Raw genomic sequence first — 16,838 nt, forward strand, 5'->3', positions numbered from 1 at the left:
CCCGCTAGCGCTTTAGACCGAGTGAGAAACCCGCGCCCGGAGTTCGGTCTTGAGCACCTTGCCGTAATTGTTCTTCGGCAAGGCGGTCTCGAAGATGTAATCCCGGGGTCGCTTGAAACCCGCGATCAGTGAACGGCAATGGGCATCGAGCTCGTCAGGGGATGGCGGCTCTTTACTCGAAGCAACGATGAACGCGACGACTTCCTCGCCCCATTCGGAGCTCGGCCTGCCGACGACCGAAACCTCGGACACCGCCGGGTGCATCAACAGCGCTTCCTCGACTTCGCGCGGATAGATGTTGGTGCCGCCGGAAATGATGACGTCCTTGGAGCGATCCCGCAGCGTCAGATAGCCGTCCTCATCGAGCGTCCCCATGTCGCCGGTCCACAGCCAGCCGTCCCGGATGCTGTGCGCCGTGGCCTCGGGGTTGTTCCAGTAGCCCTTCATGACGGGCGCGCCGGAAACGACGATCTCGCCGATCTCGCCGGCTGGCAGCTCCGTGCCATCGGCATCGACGACGCGGACCGACACGCAGGACTGCGCCGGACCGACCGAGGCGAGCCGCTCGCGCCAGCGCGGCTGCGCGCGGTCCTCAATGTCGGCGCGGGGCAGGGATGTGATCGTCATCGGGCACTCGCCCTGGCCATAGATCTGGACAAATCGCGGCCCGAACTGCGCAACCGCTGCCTCGATGTCGGCGAGATACATCGGCCCGCCGCCATAGGTGATGGTGCGCAGCCCTTCGCCGGAATAGCCGCTCTGTCGTGCGGCCGCGAGCCAGCGGCTGATCATCGTCGGGGCAGCGAACAGGGTGACGCTGCCGAGCCGCGGCGCCAGCGCACACAGTTCCATCGCATCAAAGCCTGCCGAGAGCGGAACGACATGCCGGCTGCCGCGAAGCACATGCATGAAATTGTATAGCCCGGCCCCGTGCGACAGCGGCGCGGCATACACCGCCGCATCCTCGGCGAGCACATCGTCGACATCGACGAAATAGGCGTAGGTCATGGCGTGCAGATTGGCATTGGTCAGCATCACGCCCTTCGGTTTGCCGGTGGTGCCAGAGGTGTAGAACAGCCAAGCCAGATCATCCGGCGCGCGCGGCTCGGGCGCTGCAAGCGCCTTGCTCTCGGCGTCAAAGGCCGGCTCGGCTTCCAGATCATGAACGGTGCAAGTGGAGGGCAGCGACAGGCGCAGGGCATCTGCGCCCGAGACAAAGAGAACCTTGCTGCCCGAATCCTCGACAATGAAGGCGGCCTCGCGCGGATGCAGCTTGGCATTGATGGGGACGGCGACAGCACCGGCAAACCAGATGCCATAGAGCAGTTCGAGATAGGCGGTGCTGTTTTTCATGAAGATGGCGACGCGGTCGCCGGGTTCGACCTTGTGGTGGGCCCGCAGAAAGCCCCCGATGCGTGCGGCATTGCGCGCAAACTCGCAATAGGTTGCCACCACCGTCTCGCCGGACAACAGCGCCGGCGCATCGGGCACCCGTCGAGCTGTCCGGACGAGCCATTCTGCCAGGTTCATTCAGAGCCTCCCGATCCGGTCTTGTCGTTGATGCTCAAAGAGCGTTCTCAGGCAGGGCTTGGCGTGCGACCGCCAGCCCGGCCCGTGCCGATTGCTGCAGGAAAGATTGGTCTGTGCCAAGCACAAAAAGCGTTGCGCCGCAGGTGCTCCATCTGGAACTTGCGGACGGGTCGGCGATAAAGATGCCGCCCGACACGCCGGTTTTAGTTGCGGTGCGCATGACCTCTTCGCCCATCGCGGTGATTTCAGGTGCTCTAGGGTCGGTCAGTCCTTCCGACACGGCGAGATCGACAGGCCCCACCAGGAGCCCATCCACACCATTCGTCGCAGCAATTTCGCTCGCTTCACCGACGGCGGATCGATCTTCGATCTGGCAGATCAAAACCGATTCTCCGGCTTGCGCTTCAAGATGCTCGGCGATGCCGCGCGCGCCGTAGCCCGCAGCTGCAGTCGACGGGGAGAAACCTCTGGTCCCGTCCCGGTAACTGAACTTCCGGACAAGCTGTTCTGCCATCGCCGTGTTTCTCACCTGCGGCACCACGATGCCGGCGGCGCCACTGTCGAGCGCTGTAGCTATCCATTCTCCTCCAGCGTCGGGTATGCGAACCAGAGCGGCCAGATTGGCGGCCCGCGCCGCCAGGGTGGCACAGGCGATGGCTTCGCGATCAAACGGTGCGTGCTCGGCATCGATGATGACAAAGTCGAACCCCAGACCGCCGAGCATCTCGATGACGGCAGGGTCTCGAAGCTTGACGAAGGTTCCGATCATTGGCGACCGGCTGCGGAGCCTTTGCGCAAAAGCCTGGCGTGCATTCATGGATCAGGCCTCGCCATAGCCGCCGCCGCCCGGCGTGATCATGAAGACTTCATCGTCCGGGTTCATTTCGCGCTTGCGGGTGTCGGCAACGTCTTCACCGTTGATCTGGAAAGTGCCCTTGGCGCCGTCGCCGCCACCGAACACCCCTTCCGGACCATGCGTGAGGCGACTTGGAATGGTGTTGAGCAGCCAGCGCGAATTGGTGCGCATCCGGTAGCCGATGCGTTGTCCGTCGCCGCCCGGTTGGCGCCCGCTGCCGCCGGTCCCGCGTTCGAGCTCCTTGCAGGTAAAGGCGATTGGATAGGAGGCCTCCAGCACCTCGACAGGCACCGCCGACACCCCGGTGGGATAGCAGATGGCCGACAGGCCGGGCTTGTGGGCGCGAGCGCCCATTCCGCCCGAATAGTTGAACATCGAGCTGGTGAACGGTTTGCCCTGCGCGTCCTTGCCCTGCACCTGGATGGTCCACACCGCGCCCGAGCCCTCGGCGACAACGTCGTCCGGCAGGATCTGTGCCAGCGCCTTGAGAATCGGGAAGGGGACATACATGCCGACCACATGCCGTGCATTGACCGGCGAGGGATAGCGCGCATTGACCACGCAGTGATCGGGCAATTTCAGCTTGATCGGCGCCAGCGAGCCCGCATTGTTCGGCAGGTCCGGGTTGAGCGTCGATCGGATCGCGAAGGTGGCGTAGGCGTGCGTATAGGCCGGCACGACGTTGATGCCCATGGCGCTGGGGCCGGACGAGCCTTCGAAATCGATGGTGATCTCTCCGGCTTCCGGATCGACGGTGACGGCGGTCTTCAGATCGATCACCTCGCCGCCCGGCACGTCGAACTTCGAGGCGCCGTGCCACGTACCCGCCGGCAGTTTCGAAATGGCGTCCCGCGTCGCCTTCTCCGAGCGCGTGATGATCTCTTCCGACAGGGTCGAGATGTCATCGAGGCCATACCGGTCGCAAAGCGCGTTTAGTCGCTCCGCTGCGATCATGCCGCTCGAGACCTGCGCGCCCAGGTCGCCCATCAGCGCATCGGGTGTACGCACATTGCGCTTGATGAGAGAAAACAGCGTTTCGTTGGGCCGGCCCTCCTCATAGAGCTTCATCACCGGGATCCAGAGACCTTCCTCGTGGATGTCGCGCGCACCAGAGCCGATGCCGTAGCCGCCGATATCGGAATGGTGGATGGTCGAACCGGCATAGGCGATGATCCGGCCGTTGCGGAAGATCGGCGAGATGACTGTGATGTCGAAGAAATGACCTGCCGACATCCAGGGATCGTTGGTGATCAGCACATCGCCGGGTCTGAGCTTGTCCATGTCCGTATGATCAAGCAGGTTGCGCGCGGCGGCGGCAAGCGAGTTGATATGTCCCGGCGTGCCGGTGACCGCCTGCGCCACCATCCTCGCATTCTCGTCAAACAGCCCGTTGGCAAGATCGCCCGCTTCGCGCACGATCGGGCTGAAGGCTATTCGCTGCAGCGCTCGTGCCTGCTCGCTGACGATACCGATGAGATTGCTCCACAGGATCTGAAGTTCGACGCCGTCCATCACGAGGCTCCCTCTGTCTTTTCGGCAACGATGCTGCCGCTCTCATGCAAGGTCGCAACCCAGTTTTCGAGAATGAAGATTGTTGTTTCGCGTTCTTCGATGATCACCGGGCCGGCAATGACATCACCGGCGGCTATCATGGAGCGCTGGTGAACCTGGACCTCCTGCGGTTTGCCGCCGAGGAACACGGTGCGGCTTTCCGCCTTGCGCTGCACGCCGTGGTTCTCCTGGCGCGCCGCTGGTCGCTCGGCCTGTGAGCCGCTGGCGGTCACCAGCCAGTTGACGATCTCGATGCCCATGCCGGTCAGCTTGAGCCCGTACTGACGATGGTATTCGGTCTCGAACAGCTCCTCGATGCGCCCGGTGTCGCGCGCGGCGATGACATCGGCGGACAGGCTGATCCGGACCTCCGATTGCTGGCCGGAATACCGCATTTCCACCGCATGCGTGAAACACGCCTCACTGTCGGGGATGCCGGCCTCGCGCAGTGCCGCGCCGCCTTCCTCGGTCATGCTGCCGAGCACCTTGTCGACCGCATCCCAGTCGAGATTGGCGAGCGGCGAGACCAGGCTGCGGACCAGGTCGATCTGGGCCGGCGTCACCAGGGTTCCGAATGCCGACAGCACGCTGGCGAGCGGCGGATAGATCACCTTGGTGCTTTCGGTGAGTTCGGCGACCATGCAGGCATGAACCGGTCCCGCGCCGCCGAAGGCCAGAAGCGGCAATCCGCGGTAATCGATGCCGCGCTCGGTGGCGTGCGTGCGGGTCGCCGCCGCCATCTGTTCACAGACGACTTCGAACACACCCCACGCCGCTTGCGACCGGGGAAGGCCGAGGCGGGCGCCAAGATCGTCGAGCGCCTTTTCCGCGGCTGCGGTGTCGAGCTGCATGTCGCCGCCGAGAAACCGCTGCGGGTCGAGAATGCCGAGGACGACGTCGGCATCGGTGACGCAGGGATCGACGCCGCCGCGACCGTAACAGGCGGGCCCGGGCATCGAGCCGGCGCTTTCCGGGCCGATCTTGAGAAGGCCGAGGTCATCGACCGAGGCGATCGAGCCGCCGCCGGCACCAATCTCGATCATGTCGATCGACGGCACCGTGATCGGCATGCCGCTGCCCGGTTTGAAGCGGTAACGGCGGTCGACCTCGAACGTGCCGGTGACCAGCGGCTCGTGATCCTGAACGATGCAGGCCTTGGCGGTGGTGCCGCCCATGTCGAAGGAGATCAGATCCGGAATGCCGAAAATGCGGGAGAAATAACAGGCGACCAGGGCGCCGGCGGCAGGACCCGATTCGATCATCCGGACCGGAATCGTACTTGCCCGCTCGGCGCCGATGACGCCGCCATTCGACAGCATGATCAGCGGCTGCTGCGAGAAGCCGCGGTCCTTCAATTCGTCAATCAGCGCCGACAGGTAGGGGCGGGTGATCGGCACCGTGTAGGCGTTGATCGCCACCGTCGAGGCGCGCAGATATTCGCGCATCTGCGGCGCGATGACGCTTGACAGTGAGACATAGATATCCGGCGCTTCCTCCGCGAAGATACGCCGGACCTCTTCCTCGTTGGCGCTGTTGCGATAGGAATTGAGAAAGCACACCGCCACCGAGACGATCCCTGCTTCACGGCACTTGCCGATGATGTCGAGAACTTCGGCGCGGTCGACCGCGGTCCCGACGCTCGCGTCGGCAAAGGTGCGTTCGCGCACGGTGAAGGTGCGCTCCATCGGAATCAGCGGTTCCGCGAACTCGATCTGCGGATCGTACATGTCATAGCGGTGCTCCTCGCGGATATACAGGACATCGCGAAAGCCTTCGGTGAGCAGCAGCGCGACCGGCGGTCCCTTGCGTTCGATCAGCGCATTGGTGACCACGGTGGTGGCGTGGACGATGACATCATCCACATCGCCGGGCGCGATGCCGGCTTTCCCGAGCACCAGATCCACACCCCGGAAGAAGCCCTCGAGCAGATTGTCATGGGTGGTCAGGGTCTTGTCGACATGGCTCTGGCCATCGGAGGCGAGCAGCACGGCGTCGGTGAAGGTTCCGCCGATGTCGATGGCGAGCGAATAGCGTGTCATGTCGGGTACTCCGTGCATCCCAAGTCAATGGATATGGCGCGCGCGGCACGTGTGACGTCGGCGCAAAGTGCGGCGGGCGGTTCAGCGGGAATGTCCTGAACCGAGCCGGCGATGGTGATGGTTGCGATGAACTTGTTCTCAAGATCGAAGATCGGCGCGGAAAGCGCGTTGAGGCCGTTCAGTGTCTCCTCGGGAGCGACCGCCCAGCCCGTCCGGGCCGCGCGGGTGACCTCGGCTTTCAGACGCGCCGGATCAAAGGGTGCGCCATTGGCAAGGGCAGGATGGCTTGAAGCAAGCTGGCGGGGCAGCTGATCGGGATCTCCGAAAGCCAGCGCAACCTTGCCTTGCGCCGAAGCGTGAAACGACAACAGCGCACCGGGCTTGGTGACGATCTGCACCGGGGAATCCACACGGACGATGTCGACCACCCGCATCCCGTTCTGCTCGGGGATCGACAGCGTACAGGTGAGCCCGGCCTTGTCGCGCAATTGCACCATCACCGGCCGTGCGGTGCTTGTCAGCTGCGTGCCGTCGGCGATGGCCTGACCGACATGAAACAGCTTGAGCGTCAGCCGGTAACGTTCGGACACCGGATCCTGCCGGACGTAGCCGATGTTGCACAGGGTCTGCAGGTAGCGGTAGACCTTGGCGCGCGGCATGCCGAGCCGCCGGGCAAGGTCGGTGACCCGCACATCTTCCGTCATCGGCGCCATTTCCTCGATGATCTGAAAGGCGGCAATGGCCGAATGATTGTTGATCTTGCTGGTGTCTTTCATGTCATGATCCCGGAAACAGGCTTGGCAATGTCAGCGTCAGAGACGGCACAAAGGCGACCAGGGCGAGGACGATCAGGGCGATGGCGATCATCGGCAGAATGGCGACGGCGACTTTTTCGAGCGGCGTCTTGCCGATCGCCGAGACGATGAACAGGCACAGGCCCACCGGCGGCGTGATCATGCCGATCATCAGATTGAGCACCACCATGACGCCGAACTGCACCCGGTCGATGCCAAGCAGCGGAAACACCTCGTTGAGGATCGGCATCACCAGAACCAGCGCCGCCAGCGGCTCCAGAAACAATCCCAGGATGAGCAGCACCAGGTTGAGCAGCAGAATCAGCACCCAGGGCTGAGAACTGATGCCAAGCATCTGTTGGGCGATCTCGCGCGGTATGTTTTCGATGCCGAGAATGAAGGATGTCATGCTGGCCATGGCGACAATCAGCATGACGCCCGCGGTCATGGTGGCGGCTTCGTAGAACGAGGTGACGATCTTCGATGCGTTGAGGGTGCGGTAGAGCAGAAGACCGACGCCGAGCGCATAGACCACGGCAATGGCGGCGGCTTCTGTCGGGGTAAAGACGCCGCTGCGGATCCCGCCGACAATGATGACTGGCAGCAACAGCGCCGGAAGCGCCCGCGCCGCCAGCGGCCAGCGTTCTTCTGCGGGAACCGACGCCGGCAGCGGGTGGTTCTCGCGCCTGGCCTTGAGGAGAACGTGGATCAGGAGACCGGCGCACAGCACAAAGGCGGGAACGATGCCGGCGAGGAACAGATCGGCAATCGAGGTGCCGGTCAGCACGCCATAAAGGATCAGCGCCAGCGAGGGGGGAACCAGCGGTCCGAGAATGGACCCGGCCGCTGTCAGCGCCGCGGCATATTCGGGCTTGTAGCCATCGCGCTGCATGGCCGGAATCATCACGCTGCCGATGGCTGATGCTTCGGCTGTCGCAGCGCCGCTGACGCCGGAGAACATCATGCTGGCCAGCACATTGACCGCCGCCAGGCCGCCGCGGACCCGGCCCACCAGCATCTGCGCGAAGCGGACGATCTGACGGGTCAGATCCGCCGAATTCATGAGATTGCCGGCCAGAATGAAGAACGGGATCGTCAGAAGCACGAAATTGTCGATCCCGGCGATCATTTTTTGCGGAAAGCCGATCAGCAGGTGCAACTGGTCGTTGACGATCAGATAGGTGAGCGAGGACAGGCCGAGGCTGAAGGCGACGGGGATGCCGATGACCATGAAGCCCAGAAAGGAAAGAAGGTAGAGGGTCACGGGGTCTGACCTCCGTGAGAACCGGCGGCCCCGTGCAGGGAATCGCCGTTGATCCAGGCGCGCGCGTAAATCGCAATGTCCGCGATGATGCGCAGCGCCAGCAGCGTCATGCCCAGCGGCAGGGCGAAGTAGACCCAGAAGACCCGGGGCGCTTGCGGCGCGTCGTCTCCGAACAGGTCCTCGAGAATGAAACTGAGTGCCGGGATCGGCTGTGACCCGGCAAGGTCGGCATAGATATAGCCGTACCAGGCCAGCGTCACGCACATGGCTGCCGACAGCACGCCGCCAAGGATGGCCAGCGCCAGGGCCGGCACGCGCGGCAGCGCATTGGCAAGGATCGACAAGGCCGCGATCTCCCCACGCTCATAGGCGAACAGCATGGCGAGAAACGATGTCCAGATCAGCAGGTAGCGGCACAGCTCCTCCGACCACAGCAGCGAGGAGTTCAGGCCGTAGCGCATGATCACCTGCGCCACCATGACCGTCAGCAGCAGGGCCATCAATACGATCAGGAGTGTCTTCAGACCCGTGCGAAAGCCATGCTGGAATGCAGATCGTATCACGACATCAACTCCGGTTTGCTGGCCACGTGAGGCGCATTCGCGCGCGCGTTCCCTGGGGTCTGGCGCCAGAGGCGCCAGACCCTTCCTGCTTGGGACAGGAGGTTAATTCAAAGGATCAGCCGAAATCTGCTTCCTGGTATTCGGTCAGGTGCAGATAGTCTTCCCGCACCGGAGCAAACACATCGAGATTGACGGCAACCTCGTCGCCGATGACTTCCCCGCAATGGACGACGTCGGGAGGAATGCGAACAACCTGTCCGGCGCCGACCTCGACCACCTCATCGCCGATCTCGAACCGGACGCGTCCGGACAGGATGTAGGCGAGTTGCTCGAACGGATGGGAATGGGGTTTCTTTTCCATCCCCGGCTCCAGCCAGTTCATCACCATCAGGGCATTGTCGCCGCGGAAGGCGGTTCGCGAAACACCTTCGCGAACCTTCTCCCGGGGAAGCCTGTCCCAGCTGTAGACTTTGGTTGACGCCATGACGCTCACCGGCCCTGCGCGAAGGCTTCGTCGAACTTGGCGATCATCGGATCCTTTTCCTTCCAGGTGGTGACCACCGGGGCAGTCAGCGCCTTGAGATCATCCAGATCACCGAGCCGGTTGATCGTCACGCCATTCTCTTCAAGGAAGGCAATGGTGTCGGCTTCCTGCGAGGCTGCCAGCGCATAGGCTTCGGCGGTGGCTTCCTTGCCAGCCGCTTCGACGGCCGCCTTGTCCTCGTCGCTCAATTTGTCCCACACGGCCCCGGACATCATGATCACACCGGGCCAGAAATAGTGACCCGTGAGCGTGACCTGCTTGGCCGCGTTGTAAAGGCTTTCCGACTTGATGGAGGATACATTGATCTCGACGGCGTCGATGGTGCCGGTTTCAAGCGCCGAATAGACTTCCCCATAGGCCATGCCGATCGGGTTGACGCCGATGGTCTCCCAGATCGCCTTGTGCAGCGGGATCGGCACGATGCGCGTCTTCAATCCCTCGAAGTCCGCCAGGCTGGTGACCGTCGTATCCTTGGCGAGGAAGTGGCGAAGCCCCGCTTCGACAAAGCCGAGGCCCTTGATGTTCTTCTCGTCGAGCGTGCCCAGCAGTTCATCTCCGAGATCGGATGTGAGAACCGTGGACAGTTGCTCGTAGCTCGAAACGGTAAAGGGTTGCTGCAGCGCGTCAAACGGCGCGGCTCCCAGGACCAGCGGCAGGGTCGCCGAAGAGACCAGCGCTCCGTCGATCAGTCCGATCTGGATGCCCTCCAGCAATTGCTTGTCATCTCCGAGCTGACGATCACCGAAAACTTCGATCTTGACGTTGCCATTGGTCTTCTCTGCGACTTTCGCGGCGAAAATCTCGAGACCTGCATGGAAGACATGGGTCGATGCGGCCGCATGACCCATTTTCAGCGTGACCTCTTGCGCGCTGGCCAGGGAAGGCAGGGCCAAGAGGGCGATGCCTGCCAAAACAGATAATTTTCTCATTCTTTCCTCCCAATTGTTGTTTCAATGAGTGAAACAACCGAATGCAGAGTGAAACAGAAAAGAAATCACGTCAAGGCCTGATTGCGTTTCGGGGAGGGCAGGCGTGGAAAAGCAGCGGCAAGCCCGAGGCAGGCAAAATGATTTATCCTGTACGAAGTTTCGGTGACGGGCCGACTTGAACAGCGGCGCCGAACACCGGCCGTCGGGTCCGGGATCGATCGAAGATCAAACCGGGCGCCCCGACAGGTCACGTCCTGGTCGGTTCGTCCCGCAAGCCGAGGGCTTTCAGCAATCGCCGGCGGTACCGCCGAACCAACGGAACGCTCAGGTCAGGACTGGTAAATTCCGCAGGCGGCCAGGGTGTCCGGCTGCTCATCTCGAAATAGAGCCCGCCCCAGGGATGGCGAAGCGGCGCCGTCCAGGGTTTCCTGCTACCTGCATAATGCACAATCACCGGAAAGGCGAAGCTGTCCGGCACATCGGTATGGCTGAAGATGTAATTGTATCTGCGATCCATTTCGACCGTGGTGTCGGTCAGCACGATGTTGAGCGCGCATTGATCCCACCATTCAAGCCGGTCGGCCTGTGTTCGCATCACATCGAGCAATCTGTTTTCGATCTGCGCCGATCTCCAGCCATCGAGATTGATGAGCATGACGCCGGTGTTGAAATAGCGATCTTCCGGGACACCCATGTCTTCAAGATGCGCCATGGGGGTTCGCAAGGCCATGGCGACATTGTCGCCGAGCGCGCTGGCAAACAGCGGGGCAAGGGGACCGAGAACAAGCGTATCGCAGTCGACATAGAGAATTTTGCCGACATCGGCGGGAAGAATACGCGCGATGAAACATCGCATCAGGCTGGCTTCAGAGATATGTCCTTGCCGCATCGTTGCCCGCAGTTTCTTGATTTCCGTGTCATCGAAGGGAATGAAATGGCACGTGAGCCGCAGCTCGCTGCAGAAAGACTTGAGCCTGTCGAGGGTCTGGTCCGGCATCGAACAATACGCGATATAGATCGTCGGATTTGCGCCGCGGTTCGATATCGAGATGGACCGCAGACAGGCGGCGAGCGGACTGACCATGTTTGCATCGAGAGTAAAAAGAAGCTTCATCGCGCACTCGTCCCGCTAGCGGTCGACAGACAAGGATGCAGCCTGGACAGAACGACCCCCTCGCAAATCGCAAGTGCGAAGTCCTAAGTGTTGTGTGCGAAAGCATCAACACTGCGCTGAAATGTCCTGTCTTTTGGACAGGCGCACGCTGCCGCCGGCCTGCGCTCGACCCCGCGCTATTGCGACAGAAGATTAAAATATATTAATATATGCTATGAGCAATCATCGTGCTGCACGACTGGCGGTGGTCATCCCGGTACACAATCGTGAAACGATGATCGGGCGGGCGCTTGGCAGTGTGCTGGCCTGCTCCTTCCCCGATATCGAGGTGATTGTCGTTGATGACGCCTCCACGGACGGCACCGCGGCGCGCGTCCGTGCGATAACCGATCCGCGGCTGCGCTATCATCGCCTCACTGAAAAGAGCAATGGCAATGTGGCGCGCAACGCCGGCATTGCCCTGTGCACGGCGCCGCTGATCGCCTTCCTTGATTCCGACGATGTGTTCCAGCCCGGCCGCATTGAACGCCTGCTCGCCCTGTTTGCCCGCCGCCCTGAGATCGATGCCGTCGCGGATGATTTTTTCGTGGTCAACCGGTCCGAGCGGCGCCTGGCGGGGGTTGCCGCGCGCGATGCGACGGGCGCTGCCCTGCAGCACATGCTGGTCTGTCACACCGTGCCGCTAACCTGTTCGTCGATCGCCGTCCGCCGCCGCGCACTGGATGCTGTCGGTGGTTTCGATGCCGGATTGCCGCGTCAGCAGGACCGCGATCTCCTGCTCCGGCTGTCGCGCGCCCACCGGGTCGCATTCGGCACCGGCAGCGATGTCATAAAGCACCAGAATGCCACGTCACTGTCCCGCAACCCTGCCGGCTATGTCGCCGCGCTCGATCAGCTGGTTGCGCGTCATGCGGTCTTTTGCGAGCTGCGCTACCGCGAGATCCTGTCCTACCTGGCCCTGCGTGGCATCTTCAAGGCCGTTCTGTCGGCCCGCCTGCGCGTCGCCTTCGCTGAAGCCCGGCAGCTCAGAAGGGCCCGCCATTTGCCGCGGACGATCGTGCGCGGTTTCCTTCCGTCCACCCGCGGCCGCCGCCTGCGCCACCAACCCTTCTCCAGGTTTTTCGATGCCGGCCGCGGCACCGGCCGGCCGCCTCTGGCGATCACACCGCAGGATTGACAGCCGCCATTCTCGTGCATTCCGGCGCGACTGTGGTCCGCAGGCCGGCCTGCCGCAGGGATCAGTCGGTGTTGATCCACACCGCCTTGGTTTCCAGATATTCGTGCAGATGCTCGATGCCGCCCTCGCGGCCATAGCCGGACATCTTGAAGCCGCCGAAAGGCACCGCCGGGTCGATCGCGTGATACATGTTCACCCACACCGTGCCGCCCTTGATGCGCGCCGCCAGCTTGTGCGCCGTCGAGACATTGCGGGTGAAGATGCCGGCCGCAAGCCCGTATTGCGTCGCATTGGCGCGCTCGACCACTTCTTCCAGCGTATCGAACGGCAGCACGGAAATCACCGGGCCGAAGATTTCCTCGCGCGCGATTGTCATCTCGTCGCCGACATCGCCGAAGATTGTCGGTGCGATGAAGTTGCCGCCGTCATAACCGCGTCCCGTCAGCCGTTCACCGCCCGCAATCAGCCGCGCTCCCTCGGCGCGGCCCGATGCGATATAGCCCTCGATTTTGCCGGCCTGGCGGCCGTTGATCACCGGTCCGAGATCGGTGTCCGGATCGAGGCCGTGCCCGAGCCGCAGCTTGGCGGTGAAGGCGCTCAGCCGGGAGACGAATTCCTCCTGGATGTCGCGCGCCACGAACAGCCGCGAGCCGGCGATGCACACCTGGCCGGAATGCGCATAAACGGCCATGGCCGCCGCCGGCACGGCTTTTTCGATATCCGCATCGCTGCACACGATGACCGGCGATTTGCCGCCCAGTTCCAGCGACACGCGTTTGAGATTGTCGACCCCGGCGCGGGCAATCGCCTGGCCGGTCGCCGTCGAGCCGGTGAACACGATCTTGCTGACATCCGGATGCGCCGCCAGTCGCGCCCCGGCTTCCTGGCCGGTGCCGGTGACGATGTTGACGACCCCGTCCGGCACACCGGCTTGCTGCATGAGGCGCCCGATCATCAAGGGCGTCAGCGGCGCCTCTTCCGATGGTTTCAGCACAATCGAACAGCCGGTCGCCAGTGCCGGGGCGATCTTCCAGATCGAGGACGCCGTCGGCGCATTCCACGGGATGATGGCGCCGACAACCCCGATCGGCTCCTTGCGGGTGAAGGTGAAGATCTCGCCAGCCACCGAATTGTCGATGGTCTCGCCATGCAGCGACGTCGCCATGCCGGCGTAAAAGCGCAGCATGCCGATCACCCGCCGCCGGTTGCCCAGCGTGCGCTGGATCGGCAGGCCCATGTCGAGCGTGTCGGAGACGCAAAGTTCGTCCCAATGCTCCTCGAACAGATCGGCAATCTTCAACAAAAGGCATTGCCGGTCATAGGGCTTGAAGCGGCCCCATTCACCGCTCAGCGCAGCCTTTGCCGCCGCGACGGCCGCATCGATGTCGGCCGCATCGCCGCGCGGCACCGTGGCAAGCCGCGCCCCGCTGGCCGGGTCGACGACCTCGAGAACCTTGTCGGACCGCGCCGCGACCCATTCGCCGCCGATTAGCATCGGACGGAATGCGCCGTCATAGAGCCTGTCGGCGATCTGCCTCGGATCGAAATTCAACGTCATCGTGTTTCCTCCTGGACCCGCCGCGATCTCGTTGCATCGGCGCTACACCGCAATCGCGCAATTCTCAAGGGCGTTGCGACAACCGGCGACACTGGCGCCGTGGCGGGGAAGCCGTCAGACGTCTCTGCGCCTGAAAAGTCGCACCAGCTCCGGCACATAGGCGTCGCCGTTCCCGCCCTCGACAGCCTCGGCCAGCGCGGCCCGAACGCCATCGGCGATGCGCGTCCGCGCACCCGAGGCCTCTGACATGTCGTGGTAATAGCTGATGTCCTTGAGGGCATTGGCGACCGCGAACGGGATGCCGTCGCGATTGCCTTCGGTGATGAACGGTGCCAGGCGGTCGAGCGCCACGCCGGCTCCGCCGCCGGCGGCCAGCACCTCGACAAAGGCGTTTGGATCGACCCCGGCATCCGCCGATTGCGCCGCCGCCTCGGCCAGAAGCGTCATGAAGCCGATCGAGACATAATTGTGCAGGAGCTTCAGCCGATGCCCGGAGCTCAGCGGGCCGACATGCATGACGTTCTGAGTAAACGATGCCAGCACCGGTTCGACGCTGTCGAGCACCGCCTTGTCGCCGCCGACGAGGAGATTGAGCTTGCCCTCATGCGCATGCTGCGCGGTACGGGTCATCGGCGCATCGAGAAAGGCGCCGCCGGCGGCCTTGACCTTTTCCGCCATCGCCAGCGTCGAGGCGGGCAGGGCGGTCGAGCAATCGATGATCACCGCGCCCCGTGCCAGTCCCTTGAGCACCCCGTTCTCGCCGGTCAGCACCGCCTCGACCTGCGGCGAACCGGTGACGCACAGAATGATGACATCGGAACTGGCCGCCACCTCCCGCGCCGTCTGGCAGGCTGTGCCGCCTAGTGCGCGGATCTCGTCGACCGGCTGGTTGCCGGGATGATCGAGAAAGCTGAGCGTGAACCGACCGCGCTTCAGGACGTTGCGCGCGATGCCATGCCCCATCAGGCCGACACCGATAATTCCTACCTTCATATGATCCTCTTTTCAGCTTGCCGGCGGCGCAGGCCCCGTTCGTTGCGCGCGATGTGGGATCGACGCGTGATCGATTGTGATCGTGCCGCGCAATGTGCAGCGGCGGCGGCAATCGGCGCAAGGTCGATTTTTCCGCCGGCCCCTTTCAGCAAGGCTCGTTTCAGCCACTCCATTTCAGCCACCCCATTTCAGCCACCCATTTCAGATTGCCAGTTGCATCCTGCAGCACTAGGGTCCCACCCTCAGTTGGCGCCGCCTCCTGTTATCGACGGCAACGCCGGTGAGGGGGATGCGCAGCAGCCGCTCCCTTTTCCCGCAATCCGCCGTCGAAAAAGATCGCATGTCCTTCAAGCATATTCTTATCGCGGTGCTGGTTGCCGCCCTGTGGGGGTTCAACTTTGTCGCCATCCGCCTCGGGGTGGACGAGATCCCGCCCTTGCTGCTCGCCATGCTGCGCTTTTCCTGTGCGGCCTTGCCCGCCCTCGTTCTGCCCCGTCCGAAGGTGCCCTGGCCGCTGATGATCGCCATCGGCATGACGCTGTTTCTCGGCCAGTTCGCGCTGCTGTTTCCGGCCATTCAGGTTGGCATGCCGCCCGGCCTGGCCTCGACGACGTTGCAGGCACAGGCCTTCTTCACCTTCATCTTCGCCGCGGTGCTGATCGGAGAGCGGCCGCACCGGCGCCAATGGCTCGGAATGGCAATTGCCGCAAGCGGCCTGTTTGTCATCGCCCTGACTACCGACGGCATTTTCACCTGGGCTGGCCTTGTCCTGACTTTGCTGGCGGCTGCCAGCTGGGCGCTCGGCAATGTGCTGCTGCGCCAGGCGGGCAAGGTCGACATGCTGGCGATGGCGGTCTGGCTGAGTCTGATCCCGCCGCTGCCATTGCTTGCGCTGTCGCTGGCCGTTGAGGGCTGGCCGGCGATCAGCCTTTCGCTCGCCAGCATCTCGCCGCTCGGCCTGTTCTCGGTGTTTTACCTGGCCGTCCCGGCGACAGTGCTGGCCTACAGTTTCTGGGGTTTTCTGATCAAGAGCCACAGCGCCTCGGTGGTTGCGCCATTCTCGCTTCTGGTGCCGGTCTTCGGAACCCTGTCGGCATATCTTGTTCTTGGCGAGACGTTCCCGCCGCTGCGCCTTGCCGGAATGCTCTTGATTCTCGCCGGGCTCGCGGCCATCGCCCTGCCATTGCCGCGGCGCTGGCGCCAGCGGCCGGTGTCGTGACCGCGCCCCCGGTGTTTTCCCGGGCCTGCCCCTTGTCTTTTGCCGACATAGTCTTTAAGTGCCCGCGACGAACCAATATCTTCTAGGCCCTTAAGGAAGAGCGACATGGCAAAAGGCAAGTTTGAGCGCAACAAGCCGCACGTAAACATCGGCACGATTGGTCACGTTGACCACGGCAAGACGTCTTTGACGGCAGCGATCACCAAGTATTTCGGTGATTTCAAGGCCTATGATCAGATTGACGCGGCGCCGGAAGAGCGCGCCCGCGGCATCACCATCTCGACGGCGCATGTCGAGTATGAGACCGAAGCGCGCCACTATGCCCACGTCGACTGCCCGGGCCACGCCGACTATGTGAAGAACATGATCACCGGCGCAGCGCAGATGGATGGCGCCATCCTGGTGGTTTCGGCTGCCGACGGTCCGATGCCGCAGACCCGCGAGCACATTCTTCTCGCCCGTCAGGTTGGCGTTCCGGCCATCGTCGTGTTCCTCAACAAGGTCGACCAGGTCGATGATGAGGAGCTTCTGGAGCTGGTGGAACTGGAAGTGCGCGAATTGCTCTCCTCCTACGAGTTCCCGGGCGACGACACGCCGATCGTCAAGGGTTCGGCTCTGGCCGCGCTTGAAGATTCCAACAAGGAAATCGGCGAGGATGCGATCCGTGCGCTGATGGCCGAGGTCGACCAGTACATCCCGACCCCCGA

At 63.0% G+C, this 16,838-nt stretch carries 15 protein-coding genes; 3 read left to right on the plus strand and 12 right to left on the minus strand.

What is annotated here, in order from left to right:
- Positions 1 to 12: 12 nt before the first annotated feature.
- From KY465_RS17075 to KY465_RS17120, 10 genes are all read right to left on the minus strand, one after another.
- Positions 13 to 1,530: a class I adenylate-forming enzyme family protein gene (locus KY465_RS17075; protein ID WP_219203284.1), complete on the minus strand. Its 1,518-nt coding sequence runs from the start codon at positions 1,528 to 1,530 to the stop codon at positions 13 to 15.
- A 34-nt stretch (positions 1,531 to 1,564) separates the two neighbouring features.
- Positions 1,565 to 2,299 carry an HpcH/HpaI aldolase family protein gene (locus KY465_RS17080; protein ID WP_219203285.1) on the minus strand — a complete coding sequence of 245 codons (735 nt, stop codon included), beginning with the start codon at positions 2,297 to 2,299 and terminating at the stop codon, positions 1,565 to 1,567.
- Between the two features lie 51 nt (positions 2,300 to 2,350).
- Positions 2,351 to 3,898 carry a hydantoinase B/oxoprolinase family protein gene (locus KY465_RS17085; RefSeq protein WP_219203286.1) on the minus strand — a complete coding sequence of 516 codons (1,548 nt, stop codon included), beginning with the start codon at positions 3,896 to 3,898 and terminating at the stop codon, positions 2,351 to 2,353.
- Positions 3,898 to 5,976: a hydantoinase/oxoprolinase family protein gene (locus KY465_RS17090; protein ID WP_219203287.1), complete on the minus strand. Its 2,079-nt coding sequence runs from the start codon at positions 5,974 to 5,976 to the stop codon at positions 3,898 to 3,900. The genes KY465_RS17085 and KY465_RS17090 overlap by 1 nt, the downstream gene beginning before the upstream one ends.
- Positions 5,973 to 6,752: an IclR family transcriptional regulator gene (locus KY465_RS17095; protein WP_219203288.1), complete on the minus strand. Its 780-nt coding sequence runs from the start codon at positions 6,750 to 6,752 to the stop codon at positions 5,973 to 5,975. The genes KY465_RS17090 and KY465_RS17095 overlap by 4 nt, the downstream gene beginning before the upstream one ends.
- Before the next feature lies 1 nt (position 6,753).
- Positions 6,754 to 8,034 (minus strand): TRAP transporter large permease, encoded by a 1,281-nt coding sequence (locus KY465_RS17100; protein WP_219203289.1) that lies wholly within the window; start codon positions 8,032 to 8,034, stop codon positions 6,754 to 6,756.
- Positions 8,031 to 8,597, minus strand: a complete 567-nt coding sequence (locus KY465_RS17105; protein WP_219203290.1) for a TRAP transporter small permease — start codon at positions 8,595 to 8,597, stop codon at positions 8,031 to 8,033. Before KY465_RS17105 ends, KY465_RS17100 begins: the two co-directional genes overlap by 4 nt.
- Positions 8,598 to 8,712: 115 nt before the next feature.
- Complete coding sequence (locus KY465_RS17110) at positions 8,713 to 9,081, minus strand: cupin domain-containing protein (protein WP_219203291.1); 369 nt, start codon at positions 9,079 to 9,081, stop codon at positions 8,713 to 8,715.
- Between the two features lie 5 nt (positions 9,082 to 9,086).
- A complete protein-coding gene (locus KY465_RS17115) occupies positions 9,087 to 10,070 on the minus strand; it encodes a TRAP transporter substrate-binding protein (RefSeq protein WP_219203292.1) in 984 nt (327 codons plus the stop codon).
- Positions 10,071 to 10,317: 247 nt separating this feature from the next.
- Positions 10,318 to 11,184, minus strand: a complete 867-nt coding sequence (locus tag KY465_RS17120) for a glycosyltransferase family 8 protein (protein WP_219203293.1) — start codon at positions 11,182 to 11,184, stop codon at positions 10,318 to 10,320.
- Positions 11,185 to 11,398: 214 nt separating this feature from the next.
- Between KY465_RS17120 and KY465_RS17125 the strand changes: the two genes are divergently transcribed.
- Positions 11,399 to 12,361, plus strand: coding sequence for a glycosyltransferase family 2 protein (locus KY465_RS17125; RefSeq protein ID WP_219203294.1), 963 nt, complete (start codon positions 11,399 to 11,401; stop codon positions 12,359 to 12,361).
- A gap of 61 nt (positions 12,362 to 12,422) precedes the next feature.
- Here KY465_RS17125 and KY465_RS17130 read toward each other — a convergent pair whose 3' ends face one another.
- Both KY465_RS17130 and KY465_RS17135 read right to left on the minus strand, forming a co-directional pair.
- A complete protein-coding gene (locus KY465_RS17130) occupies positions 12,423 to 13,919 on the minus strand; it encodes an aldehyde dehydrogenase family protein (protein WP_219203295.1) in 1,497 nt (498 codons plus the stop codon).
- 114 nt (positions 13,920 to 14,033) lie between these two features.
- Complete coding sequence (locus KY465_RS17135; protein ID WP_219203296.1) at positions 14,034 to 14,912, minus strand: NAD(P)-dependent oxidoreductase; 879 nt, start codon at positions 14,910 to 14,912, stop codon at positions 14,034 to 14,036.
- 289 nt (positions 14,913 to 15,201) lie between these two features.
- Here KY465_RS17135 and KY465_RS17140 point away from each other — a divergent pair, with 289 nt between their 5' ends.
- Both KY465_RS17140 and KY465_RS17145 read left to right on the plus strand, forming a co-directional pair.
- On the plus strand, positions 15,202 to 16,131 hold the full coding sequence (locus tag KY465_RS17140) for an EamA family transporter (RefSeq protein WP_255561767.1): 930 nt from the start codon (positions 15,202 to 15,204) through the stop codon (positions 16,129 to 16,131).
- A gap of 105 nt (positions 16,132 to 16,236) precedes the next feature.
- A partial coding sequence (locus tag KY465_RS17145; protein WP_219203297.1) for a GTP-binding protein occupies positions 16,237 to 16,838 on the plus strand: 602 nt, incomplete at its 3' end.

The sequence above is a fragment of the Neohoeflea coraliihabitans genome, assembly GCF_019334345.1.
GTDB lineage: Bacteria > Pseudomonadota > Alphaproteobacteria > Rhizobiales > Rhizobiaceae > Pseudohoeflea > Pseudohoeflea coraliihabitans.